The 10,578-nt window shown below is 60.9% G+C and carries 14 protein-coding genes and 1 pseudogene; 5 read left to right on the forward strand and 10 right to left on the reverse strand.

Features of this window, described 5'->3' with window-relative positions; all coding sequences use genetic code 11:
* From Q0L94_RS09260 to Q0L94_RS09300, 9 genes are all read right to left on the reverse strand, one after another.
* On the reverse strand, nucleotides 1-256 hold a 256-nt coding region (locus tag Q0L94_RS09260; RefSeq protein ID WP_296752744.1), incomplete at its 3' end, for a hypothetical protein.
* A 2-nt stretch (nucleotides 257-258) separates the two neighbouring features.
* On the reverse strand, nucleotides 259-1,926 hold the full coding sequence (locus Q0L94_RS09265) for a ParB family protein (RefSeq protein ID WP_296752745.1): 1,668 nt from the start codon (nucleotides 1,924-1,926) through the stop codon (nucleotides 259-261).
* Nucleotides 1,923-2,783 carry a ParA family protein gene (locus Q0L94_RS09270; protein ID WP_296752747.1) on the reverse strand — a complete coding sequence of 287 codons (861 nt, stop codon included), beginning with the start codon at nucleotides 2,781-2,783 and terminating at the stop codon, nucleotides 1,923-1,925. Before Q0L94_RS09270 ends, Q0L94_RS09265 begins: the two co-directional genes overlap by 4 nt.
* A 261-nt stretch (nucleotides 2,784-3,044) precedes the next feature.
* On the reverse strand, nucleotides 3,045-4,133 hold the full coding sequence (locus Q0L94_RS09275; RefSeq protein WP_296752749.1) for an acetate kinase: 1,089 nt from the start codon (nucleotides 4,131-4,133) through the stop codon (nucleotides 3,045-3,047).
* Complete coding sequence (locus Q0L94_RS09280) at nucleotides 4,133-6,493, reverse strand: phosphoketolase (RefSeq protein ID WP_296752751.1); 2,361 nt, start codon at nucleotides 6,491-6,493, stop codon at nucleotides 4,133-4,135. The genes Q0L94_RS09275 and Q0L94_RS09280 overlap by 1 nt, the downstream gene beginning before the upstream one ends.
* A 171-nt stretch (nucleotides 6,494-6,664) precedes the next feature.
* Entirely contained in the window at nucleotides 6,665-6,943 is a 279-nt protein-coding gene (locus Q0L94_RS09285; protein WP_296752752.1) for a YqjK-like family protein, read from the reverse strand.
* A complete protein-coding gene (locus tag Q0L94_RS09290) occupies nucleotides 6,940-7,332 on the reverse strand; it encodes a phage holin family protein (RefSeq protein ID WP_296752754.1) in 393 nt (130 codons plus the stop codon). Before Q0L94_RS09290 ends, Q0L94_RS09285 begins: the two co-directional genes overlap by 4 nt.
* 10 nt (nucleotides 7,333-7,342) lie before the next feature.
* Nucleotides 7,343-7,678, reverse strand: coding sequence for a DUF883 family protein (locus Q0L94_RS09295; protein WP_296752756.1), 336 nt, complete (start codon nucleotides 7,676-7,678; stop codon nucleotides 7,343-7,345).
* Complete coding sequence (locus Q0L94_RS09300) at nucleotides 7,675-7,896, reverse strand: hypothetical protein (RefSeq protein WP_296752757.1); 222 nt, start codon at nucleotides 7,894-7,896, stop codon at nucleotides 7,675-7,677. The genes Q0L94_RS09295 and Q0L94_RS09300 overlap by 4 nt, the downstream gene beginning before the upstream one ends.
* Before the next feature lie 126 nt (nucleotides 7,897-8,022).
* On the opposite strand from Q0L94_RS09300, the gene Q0L94_RS09305 reads away from it, so the two are divergent.
* On the forward strand, nucleotides 8,023-8,301 hold the full coding sequence (locus Q0L94_RS09305; protein WP_296752759.1) for a DUF2934 domain-containing protein: 279 nt from the start codon (nucleotides 8,023-8,025) through the stop codon (nucleotides 8,299-8,301).
* A 24-nt stretch (nucleotides 8,302-8,325) separates the two neighbouring features.
* On the opposite strand, the gene Q0L94_RS09310 is transcribed toward Q0L94_RS09305, so the two are convergent.
* Entirely contained in the window at nucleotides 8,326-8,583 is a 258-nt protein-coding gene (locus tag Q0L94_RS09310; RefSeq protein ID WP_296752760.1) for a hypothetical protein, read from the reverse strand.
* Between the two features lie 161 nt (nucleotides 8,584-8,744).
* On the opposite strand from Q0L94_RS09310, the gene Q0L94_RS09315 reads away from it, so the two are divergent.
* The 4 genes and pseudogenes from Q0L94_RS09315 to Q0L94_RS09330 form a co-directional block, all read left to right on the forward strand.
* Nucleotides 8,745-9,245: a hypothetical protein gene (locus Q0L94_RS09315; RefSeq protein WP_296752762.1), complete on the forward strand. Its 501-nt coding sequence runs from the start codon at nucleotides 8,745-8,747 to the stop codon at nucleotides 9,243-9,245.
* A 26-nt stretch (nucleotides 9,246-9,271) separates the two neighbouring features.
* Entirely contained in the window at nucleotides 9,272-9,433 is a 162-nt protein-coding gene (locus tag Q0L94_RS09320; RefSeq protein ID WP_296752764.1) for a hypothetical protein, read from the forward strand.
* Between the two features lie 79 nt (nucleotides 9,434-9,512).
* Complete coding sequence (locus Q0L94_RS09325; RefSeq protein WP_296752766.1) at nucleotides 9,513-10,007, forward strand: BCAM0308 family protein; 495 nt, start codon at nucleotides 9,513-9,515, stop codon at nucleotides 10,005-10,007.
* 358 nt (nucleotides 10,008-10,365) lie between these two features.
* A pseudogene (locus tag Q0L94_RS09330) lies at nucleotides 10,366-10,578 on the forward strand (ferredoxin--NADP(+) reductase); the annotation flags it as partial.

Here is a 10,578-nt window from a genome sequence, read left to right on the forward strand (position 1 = left end):
TTTCCTGCTTGCGCCGAAACAGGGTTTCGATTCCGAGTTCGAAACCGCCCTCATCGATCGAGAAATGGATGTCGGGATGGCCTGATGAGGCCAGGTGCAGAATTTCATTGATGGCGAGACCTCGCAACCGATCCATGGACCGCGGACAAGCGCCCTTTTCCAGCAGCACGGCAAGGTCGCCACGCTCAAGCTGCTCGATCAAGTGCATAAGCAGCGAGGCTCTCAGCGTATTGTCGGTGACGCGAACCATCATCATGATCAAGCGCCTCCTCGAATAACCGAGAGCAACTCAAGGCACACGCCCGCAATAGGGTTGTCCGGGTTCAGCAGCCATGGAATCGGCAGAAACTCACCTTGGCCACCAATGTTGTGCTGGATGGCGAGCTCCAGGCCCCCCAGCGTTTCCTGACTGCCTTCTTCCAGGATCAAGGTGCGCCACTCATTGGGGTCGTCAAGGCCAGACCGGCACACGTCCGCTTCAAACTGCCCGCTTGCCATCGCAAGCACCCACCAGGCAGCCTGGCGGCTTTGCGCGTTCTCTTTCAAATCAAGCGGGCCATCCTTGGGGAATCCCATGCAATACCCCATGGGCATGCCGGGTGCAGGCTCATAGCAGGAGCCAAGGCCAGCGGAGACGAGCACTTGCTGAATCAAGGTCATCAACCGGTCAGGCCCTCCACTCTCAGTTGAGATTGGGGGGAGACTGACTGTGGAATGAGGAGCCGGTGAACTCACTTTTTGGCTGCGCTCACCGGGTTCTGTAGCGGCCGGAATGGAGGGTGTGGCCGTCCCAGGCAATCGTGAATCGGGGGGAATTGGCTCTGACGGTTTCCCCTGTTCCTGGCCGCCAGACTCTGCTGTGGATTGAGTCTGGGTGCCGCCGACAGAAGGTTCGACCGGGCGCTGGGGCTTGCATATCCGCTGCAAACCTTCCAGAGTCATGTCGGGAAAGCGCTCCATGGCAGTGAGCATCTTGCCGATGTCCCGCTCGTTCACTTCCAGCCGGACAGACATGCTGGCTTCGCATCGACCCAGAAATAGATCTGAGCTAAATGCATGGGCATCTTCCGAAACCATGCCAGCTATGGCCTTTGCGGTTGGCGTGACCACCTCGGCGTAGAAAGCGCTTTCCTCGATATCGTGATGATTGGCCAGCTTCAACAACAGGTTCAGCCGTGGCTGGATGGTTCGCACGGATAAACCGGATAGCCACGGGCCAACATCGGCAATCTTTTCGACTGCAAATCGGTACATACTGAGTGTGCGCAGATCAGTCTGGAGGCCGAATTTCTTGATCTCGGCTTCAAACTCCCTGAAGGTCAACGCTGCCCCGCGTTCATCCTCGATCTGACGTTTGATTTCCAGCGTCCCGTTGGCACGATCCCAGAAGGTCATGTCGTTTCGCTGGGTGTTTTCGGCCATGTGGGCCAGCAGAACGGAAGCCTCGCCTCGCCAGGCTTTGATGATGACGCGGGTTTCGCGAAACTTCGGATCCGCGGTTTCTTCCCACAACTCCCGGATAGCCTGCAGGCGGGTATTGCCACCCGCGTACAGGATGTAATGGGTTTCTCCCGGCCGCTTGGTAACGGTCAATGGTTGAAGGATTCCGTTGGCCCGGATGCTCTCCTTCAGTTCAGCGTAGGCATCGTTGTTCGCCTTGCGAGGATTTCGCTCATAGAAGTGGACGGCGGTTACGGGAAGACTCGCCCACGAATCATCCACTTCAGTGTCATGCTTGAGGCCGCTTCCGCTGTTTGGCGCCGGGACGTTCAGGCTGTTGGACACCTCCAGTTTCAGGCGCTCTCGTACTGTTCGCTTTTCCGAATCGGACTTTGGGGTAAACCCATGCTTGGCAGCCAAGTCCACCATCTTGATCGAACTCGGAATGTTCATGAGTGGTGGCTTTTTCTTTCCGCCCGCCATCATGCTTCAGCTCCGTTACGTCCTATGTCTTGTGCTGCCTCCGATCCGGCGTAATGCCCTGCGAGGCTCGGCACCAACTCCCAGAGGAGAGCGTGCATGGTTTCATAGGCAGATGGCATCGTGCCCTTGCGCGACGGCTCGTGCCGGTGCGCGGGGACGCAAAGGGTGGCTGATTCCTTGTAGGACTTGGCGTCAGGAACTACCGTATCGAGGACCGTGACCCGTCCGCCAAGCTTGATGAAGTCCTGTCTGATCGACTCCGCGATGATTCTCGCGTCTGCAGTCCGGTCCTGCATCGAAATGACTGCTTTGACCGGCCCTACCCTGTATTTCGAGTTTGGGGAGGGCTCAAGCCGCGCCAGCAGTTCCATCGTGCCCGTTTTGAACTCACGAGCTGACAGAATTTCCGGCTTGATTGGCGAAATAATCTGCGTAGCAGCTAGTGCGGCGGTGTCCTGCAGTGGGCCTACGGTTCCCTGCGTGTCGATTAAGACGCAGTCGTAATAGTCTTCGGATACTGCGGGGGAATTCAGGGCATTGCCAAGTCGCTCGCCTCGGTCAATACGATGTAGAAGCCAGGTTTGGAGGCTGCCATCTGGATCATCCGACCGGATTACATCGAGCCCATCAATTACCGTCTGAGAGATGCAATCCTCTGTGACATACCCGGTGGTGATGACTTTTGTGAGGCCAAACGGAGCTTCGCGCTTAATACGGTAATATTTCGATAGCGCTGGCTGCACATCAGCGTCGACAAGCAGGACTCTCAGCCCCATGTCCGCCATGAGTGCACCAAGATTTGCAGCTAGTGTGGTCTTACCGACCCCGCCCTTCGTACTCAGTACAGTGAACTTGATCATATCCCTCCCCAGGTTAACGAGGGACATGGACATAACCAGTCTGGATGCTGCGGAACCCGCAGCAGGCTTGAGTTAGCGCGTTACTCCAAAGAGTGGTATATCAGAAACCGCTAATATACATTATGCGAAGTAGACGGGGCGAAGAGGCAATCCGTTTCGCCTCGGGAACCCGCATTCTGTCGTCGGCCAAACCGCCCGTTTCGGGGTCGGCGCCTGGCCGGATTTCTCGCCCTTCGGTGGGGGTACGTCATAGGCTGTGTTTCAATCATGACCCGCCTGTCCTTCACCCAACATGCCCAGAACCAGTCCGTGGATCATGCTTTCCTCGTCAGCCGGGATGCGCAACACCGGTTTGGCCGTCCGCTCGTTGAGCCAGGTATCGTGACGCAAGTTGGCTTCGTGGTCGAGGCGAAATCCCATGAAGCCCAAGGGTTCGCAGATCGCGGCGCGAACCTGCGCGGCGTGTTCGCCGATGCCGCCGCTGAACACCAGCGCGTCGACGCCTCCCGCCTTGGCCGCATAGGCGCCGATGGTGGCGCGCACCTGCCTGCTGAAATAATCCACCGCAAAGCGGGCGGCGGGTGTGGTGCTGACCAGAAGTTGGGCCATGTCGCTGCTTTCGCCGTCCGACAGGGCGAGCAGTCCCATGCGGCGGTAGACCAGGTCGCCCAGTTCGTCATCGCCGAGACGCCGGGCCAGTTCCAGCATGACGCCGGGGTCGAGGTCGCCGCTGCGCGTGCCCATGGGGATGCCGCCCGCCGGGGTGTAGCCCATGCTGGTATCCACGGATTGAAGGTTTTCCAGCAGGCACAGGCTGGCCCCGTTGCCGAGATGCGCTACCACCACCCGGCCGTGGGCGGCATCGCCGAGCAGTCCCGGTAACTGCCGCGCGACATGGGCGTAATTGAGTCCGTGAAAGCCATAGCGGCGCAGGCCGAGCGATTGCGGAATCGGCAGACGCCGGGAGAAATCCGGCAGGGTGGCGTGAAAAGCAGTGTCGAAGCAGGCGATTTGCGGCACGTCGAAGCGTTCCCTGCACAAATCCACACCCAGCAGATTGCCTGGTAGATGCAGCGGCGCGAGCGCGACGACGGATTCCAGGCGGGTTCGTTCGGTGTCGTCGATCAGGCGGGCCGCCGCGGTGATTTCACCGCCGTGTACCAGACGGTGGCCCACCGCCGCCGGCGTCTCCGCGCCCAGCTCGCGCATCAGGGCGGCGAACGCGGCGCGGTGATCGGGCAAGCGGCCCTGGCCGATATGCTCGAAACGGAAATCCCGCCTGCCGCCGCCCGCCGTGAACAGGCTGGCCTTGAGCGAGGACGAGCCGCTGTTGACGACGAGAATGGACATCAATAAGGCCACTTCCAGTCGCGGATCTCCGGCATGTCTTCCCCGTAACGCTCGATATATTGCTTGTGCTCGACCAGGCGGTCGCGCATGGTCTGCTTGATATGGGCGGCACGGGCCTGCATCTTCGGCACCCGATGCATCACGTCCACGACCAGGTGAAAGCGGTCCAGATCGTTCAGCACCACCATGTCGAAAGGCGTGGTGGTGGTGCCCTCCTCCTTGTAGCCGCGCACATGCAGGTTGTCGTGGTTGGTGCGCCGGTAGGTCAGGCGGTGGATCAGCCAGGGATAGCCGTGATAGGCAAAGATGACGGGTTTGTCCACGGTGAACAGGGCGTCGAAATCCCTGTCCGGCAGGCCGTGCGGATGCTCCTCTTTCGGCTGCAGGGTCATCAGGTCCACCACATTGACTACGCGCACCTTCAATTCAGGGACGAGCCGGCGCAGCAGGTCGACCGCAGCCAGGGTTTCCAGCGTCGGCACATCGCCGCAGCAGGCCATCACCACATCCGGCTCACCGCCTTCGTCGCTGCTCGCCCATTCCCAGATGCCGATGCCGCTGCTGCAGTGCTTCACTGCCGCATCCATCGTCAGCCACTGCGGCGCTGACTGCTTGCCGGCGACGATCACGTTGATGTCGTTGCGGCTTCTCAGGCAGTGATCCGTCACCGACAGCAGGGTATTGGCGTCGGGCGGCAGATAGACGCGGATGATGTCCGCCTTCTTGTTCACCACGTGGTCGATGAAGCCGGGGTCCTGATGGGAAAAGCCATTGTGGTCCTGGCGCCAGACGTGCGAAGTAAGCAGGTAGTTGAGCGAGGCGATCGGCCGCCGCCAGGGGATTTCCATGCTGGTGACCTTGAGCCACTTGGCGTGCTGATTGAACATGGAATCCACGAGGTGGATGAAGGCTTCGTAGCAGGAAAAGAAACCGTGCCGCCCGGTCAGCAGATAGCCTTCGAGCCAGCCCTGGCAGGTATGCTCGGAAAGAATTTCCATGACCCGGCCATCCGCTGCGAGGTGGTCGTCGTAGTCGAAGCGTTCCGCCACCCAGGTGCGGTCGGTGACCTCGAACAGGGCATCGAGGCGGTTGGACGCGGTTTCGTCCGGGCCAAAGACGCGGAAGGTCTCCATGTTGCCGGCCATCACGTCGCGCAGAAAGCCCCCCAGTACGCGCGTGGCCCCGGCGTCGGCATGGCCCGGCCGATCCACCGTCACCGCGTAATTGCGGAAATCCGGCAGGCGCAATTCGCGCAACAGGATGCCGCCATTGGCGTGCGGATTCGCCCCCATGCGGCGCGCCCCCTTGGGCGCCAGCGCCGCCAGCTGCGGAATCAGGGCGCCGTGCGCGTCGAACAACTCGTCCGGACGGTAGCTTTGCATCCAGGATTCCAGCAATTTCACGTGTTCGGGCTTGCTCGCCAGCTCGGACAGCGGTACCTGGTGCGAACGCCAGAATCCCTCGGTCTTCAGCCCATCCACTTCCTTTGGCCCGGTCCAGCCTTTGGGGGTGCGCAGGATGATCATAGGCCAGCGCGGCCGCGTCATGTCGCCCTCTTCCCGTGCCCTGCGCTGAATTTCCCTGATTTCGGCCAGTACCGTGTCGACCGTGGCGGCCATTTTCTGATGCATGGTTTCGGGGTCGTCGCCTTCGACTAAATAAGGCGTGTAGCCATAACCGATAAACAGTTTTTCCAGTTCGTCAGGGCTGATGCGCGCCAGCACTGCCGGGTTGGCGATCTTGTAGCCGTTGAGATGCAGAATCGGCAGCACCGCGCCATCGGTTCCCGGATTGAGGAATTTGTTGGAATGCCAGGCCGCCGCCAGCGGTCCGGTTTCCGCCTCGCCATCACCCACCACGCAGCAGGCGATCAGATCAGGGTTGTCGAATACCGCGCCGTAGGCGTGAGACACGGCATAGCCCAGTTCCCCGCCTTCGTGGATCGAGCCCGGCGTTTCCGGGGCAACGTGACTGGGGATGCCACCGGGAAAGGAAAACTGCCGGAACAGACGCCCCATCCCTGCCGCATCTTGGGAAACGTTGGGATAAAACTCGCTGTAACTGCCTTCCAGCCAGGTGTTGGCCACCATCGCCGGCCCGCCGTGGCCGGGGCCGGCAAGGTAGATCATGTTCAGATCGTCGCGCTGGATGACCCGGTTCATGTGCGCATAGATGAAATTGAGGCCGGGCGTGGTGCCCCAATGGCCCAGCAGGCGCGGCTTGATGTGTTCCAGGGCGAGCGGCTGTTTCAGCAGCGGATTGTCGAGCAGATAGATCTGTCCGACGGAAAGGTAGTTGGCGGCGCGCCAGTAGGCATCGATCTGCCCCAAGGCTTCGGCGGAAAGCGGATTCGCTTGCATCGTGTACTCCTTCGTGCGCTGGATATGGCCGAGAAACCGCCTGGCGGCGTGACCTCAAGCCCGGGGCGCCGCCGCTTTCGCGCACGACGGGGCTGCTTGATACGAGAAAAACAGGCTGTGCGACTGCCTCGTCGAGAGACGAGAGGGAACTCGACCCGGCTTGCCCACTGTTCAACGCCTGAGCAATCTGCGCCCGAACTGCCACGCGCCCCAGACGAGGCCGAGCCCGCGGCCCAGACGTTTCGGGCGCAACGCGGCGACCGCGAGCACGGCGCCCGCCAGCCAGGCGGGGTGGTGTCCGACGTAACGCAGCGCGGCCACGCCCTGGTCCGCCAACGCCAGCGGCGCACGCCAGGGCTCCATATTTTGCGCCAGCGCAGTACGCTGAGCGGCAGCCTGCGCCACCAGGCGTTCACGGCGTTCGGCCAGCCGGGCTGATTTTCCGTTCATGAGGGATGGCTGAGCTGCTGCCGGTCTTTGGATAATTCAGCCAGGCTTGCAGCGAACAACTTCGGTTTGGTTTTCAACTTGTGCCGCGCAACGCCCAGCACCGCCGCGCCGCCCGCCAGGAAAATTCCGGCAAGCCCGCCCAACGCCAGAAGCCGGTGGCTATCCCAGAACGCGGCCGCCACCAGGATCGTCAGCAGCAGCACGCCCATGCCCAGACAGAACAGCGCGACCAGCAGCATCGCCAGTACGGACAACAGCCGCTCCCGCTCTTCCTCAAGGTCCACGGACAGCAGCTCGAGCCGGGTATGGACAATGGCGATCAGGCTTGCGGCAAGTCCTTTCAGCGAGTCGAACAGTCCTTTGCTTCCTCCTGGCGTAGCTTCGCTCATGACCGGTCGGCTAGCGGCGGCCCATGAGGAAACCGATCAACAGTCCGAGGCCACCCGAGACGCCGATCGCTTTCCAGGGATTCTCGTGGACATAGACGTCGGTCGCCTTGGCGGCCGCCTTGGCCCGCACGAGCAGCGCCGCTTCGGCATCGGCCATCCTGGCCTTCGCCTCGGCGAGCGACGCCTCCGCTTTGGCGCGTACCGCTGCCAGCGCCTCGCCGCCCTGGTTGGCCGTGGCCTTGACCAGCGCCTCTGCATCCGATATCGCCGCCTTGAAATCGGCGATCAACTGCGCTTTGGCCACGTCGGGGGAATCGGTTTCGCCAATTGCATTTCGAGTGCTCATTTATTTCTCCACAAGATGTTGCTGCGATAAAAAGTGCTGCCCTTGAAGGCAAGGCAAATGTACCCCATTTCTGTATAGATCAATACCGCCGCCGTGTCTGAAACCGCAAACGGCCATGCATCCAAGGCCAGATCGGCAGGCTTCGCATTCCTGTATGCGGGCCAGAGGGTTGCTATATTGAAAGGCGAACACGGAAACATGCCGGCAGGCTTGGGCATCAGGGATGCAACTCGATTCGCTACGGAGGAACCGCAATGGCTGGAAAGACAAGGATACCCGCGATGCAGCAAGACCGCTCAGACATGGCATGGCAGCACAATTCCGAACACGAGGAACGCCTGAGCATGATTCGCGAGGCCGCCTATTACCGGTTCATGCGGCGGGGTTATGCCCATGGCTTCGATCTTGAAGACTGGCTTGCCGCCGAGGCGGAACTGTTTGCAGGACATCCCGAACCCGGCGCGATTGCAACGGCCGTGCCGCCTGAATCCGGAATGCAGCAGCGCAGCAGCCACAGCCCGAGGGAAGACGAGACGTTGAAGCGGATCATCAAGAAGCATCCGCAAAGGGACATCCCGCAGATTGAAGGCATCGATCCGCAGGAAGCACCGTTGCGGGAATGAAATCGGCGCGCCTGGCGTTCGGAATCAATGCAGCTCTTCATCCTGATCGTGATGGAAGACCAGTTCCCCCAGTTCGACCCCGACCGGCTTGCCCAACGGCTTGCCGTGCACATCCACCGCCTGAAACAGCCAGCGTCCATCTGACAGCCAGCAGTAGCCGAACTGCTCCTGGTAAAAACATTCCTTGGGTTCCATGCGTCCTGCCTTTCTGCTGCGGTGTTGTTCTTTTTGAGTCTGGCAGATTATTAAAACGATGCCAGCATCCAGTTGTTCGACGAGCAAGCTCGCGCCGGTTGTCTTCGATCCGTCCAGCCAGACTTTGCCTATAGCCGGCCGGCATGTCGGGCGCGAGACCCGAAAACCTTCTGCTATACCTTGATATAAGCAGCGAGGTTGAGAAATTCACGCCCTGCCCTTGTGGTCCCGGACATGCAGGAAAAGCCATGACCCGAAATTCCATTGATGTTGCCAGTCGTGTCAGCCCGCATCTGTCGGCGCTGCTCCGAAGCCGGGTCAACAACCCGGAGTGCGAACAGCCCGTCACGCTGATTGCGGTACGCCGCTTTTTCGGCGACCTGCTGCCTGCCGATTTCAACGAGGCCGAACGCATGCATCGCTTCGACATCGGCGAATCGCTGCTCGACGAACTGGACGCACTCATCGAGGAGTTCGGGGCAACCGCGCTTGCCGTCGATTTCACGCAAACCGCCGCCAGCGAATCGCTCTCGCGCGCGATCGAGGCAACGATCAACGACGAGAACCGCGAAAACCCGCCCACGCTTGCGGCGATCCGCGACGCCATCCTGTCCGGGCTGGGCGCCAGAATGGTCGGGGACGGTGCACTGGAAGACGACGAGGGCGACACGCTGCTGGCGGAAATCGAGGCGCTGATCGAGCAGTTCGGCGCCGACACCCTCGCTGAAGATTTTCTGCGCTACGAGTAGCCGGTCCAGGGACGGGGGACAGCAGCATGTTGAACAAGCGGCAATCGAGACGTGTTCTGGCGGGAGTGCTGGTGGGGCTGGGCGGCGTGCTGATGGCGCTCGCACCCGAAATATGGGCCGGCCTGCTGGTGCTGGCGATGGGCGTGGTCATCGAACTGGCCGGCATCGCGCTGGAACGCCAATCCTAGCAGTCTGTCGGGCTGCCGCTGCGATGGATGCTTGCCCGGCCGCTTGCTGGACTTTTTGTCTTCACCAAAGGAGCGCAACATGAAAGAGCGATTCGCTGGATTTCAACCCGTCCGTCGCGACCGTCTGGTCCAGGAAACGCGCCACGACGCCTACCAGGCCAAGCACAAGCTGCCGGAACCCACGGTTTGCCCGCAATGCGGCGCGGTATTCCACGATGGGCGCTGGCAATGGCTGGCGAGGCCGGCCGGAGCCCATGAGGAAACCTGCCCGGCGTGCCGCCGCATTCACGACGAATTCCCGGCCGGCTATGTGACCGTGAACGGATCATTCTTCGAGGATCATCGCGAGGAACTGCTCCAACTGGCCAGGAACGAGGAAGCCCGCGCCAAGGCGGAGCATCCCCTGAAGCGGATCATGAGGATCGAGGATCGGGATGACGGTATCCAGATCACCACCACCGACATCCATCTGGCCCGCGGAATCGGCGAAGCGCTGCACCATGCCTACCAGGGTGAACTGGAGTACCACTACAACGAACGGGAGAACCTGCTGCGCGTGGTGTGGGAACGCTAGTGTCGTGACTCAGAAATAGGGGGACGTAATGAAACGGATGGTTTTTTTTGCAGGGCAAGGCGCGAGGAGAGCGTGGTTGTTGCCGATTTATCGGCTTTACAACCACGGCCTACCCCTTGCGGGTGGGCGACATAGCCGGCTCTATGGCAACGACGAGCAACGCTGCCATGCGGAAAAAGACGCCGTTTCATGTTGCGATATTTCTGAGTCACGACACTAGTTGCAGGCGGGGCTTCATCCAGATGTACAGCATGCCGCCCAGTTCCGCCAGCATGCGCGCACCCGGATACGGGATGCGGGTTGAATGCAGGCGCGCGCGCCGCATAATACAGCGTACGTTTCCCCCGAGGAGCAGACGATGAGCGAATGGGTGCAGGCAACCGTAGTCGAACGCATACGCTGGAACGATGCGCTGATTTCGCTGCGTTTCGAAGCCGAACTGGATCCTTTCAATGCGGGCCAGTTCATTCGCGCGGGGATGGACATCGCCGGCGAACGCATCGGGCGCCCGTATTCCATGGTCAATGCGCCCGACGAGAGGCCGCATGAGATCTATTTCAACGTCGTCCGC

Source organism: Thiobacillus sp. (assembly GCF_024708915.1).

Bases quoted from the DNA above. Each gene is read 5' to 3' on its own strand.
- Q0L94_RS09265 (WP_296752745.1), bottom strand. From the start codon at position 1,926: ATGATGGCGGGCGGAAAGAAAAAGCCACCACTCATGAACATTCCGAGT.
- Q0L94_RS09270 (WP_296752747.1), bottom strand. From the start codon at position 2,783: ATGATCAAGTTCACTGTACTGAGTACGAAGGGCGGGGTCGGTAAGACC.
- Q0L94_RS09275 (WP_296752749.1), bottom strand. From the start codon at position 4,133: ATGTCCATTCTCGTCGTCAACAGCGGCTCGTCCTCGCTCAAGGCCAGC.
- Q0L94_RS09280 (WP_296752751.1), bottom strand. From the start codon at position 6,493: ATGCAAGCGAATCCGCTTTCCGCCGAAGCCTTGGGGCAGATCGATGCC.
- Q0L94_RS09285 (WP_296752752.1), bottom strand. From the start codon at position 6,943: ATGAACGGAAAATCAGCCCGGCTGGCCGAACGCCGTGAACGCCTGGTG.
- Q0L94_RS09290 (WP_296752754.1), bottom strand. From the start codon at position 7,332: ATGAGCGAAGCTACGCCAGGAGGAAGCAAAGGACTGTTCGACTCGCTG.
- Q0L94_RS09295 (WP_296752756.1), bottom strand. From the start codon at position 7,678: ATGAGCACTCGAAATGCAATTGGCGAAACCGATTCCCCCGACGTGGCC.
- Q0L94_RS09300 (WP_296752757.1), bottom strand. From the start codon at position 7,896: ATGCCCAAGCCTGCCGGCATGTTTCCGTGTTCGCCTTTCAATATAGCA.
- Q0L94_RS09305 (WP_296752759.1), top strand. From the start codon at position 8,023: ATGATTCGCGAGGCCGCCTATTACCGGTTCATGCGGCGGGGTTATGCC.
- Q0L94_RS09315 (WP_296752762.1), top strand. From the start codon at position 8,745: ATGACCCGAAATTCCATTGATGTTGCCAGTCGTGTCAGCCCGCATCTG.
- Q0L94_RS09320 (WP_296752764.1), top strand. From the start codon at position 9,272: ATGTTGAACAAGCGGCAATCGAGACGTGTTCTGGCGGGAGTGCTGGTG.
- Q0L94_RS09325 (WP_296752766.1), top strand. From the start codon at position 9,513: ATGAAAGAGCGATTCGCTGGATTTCAACCCGTCCGTCGCGACCGTCTG.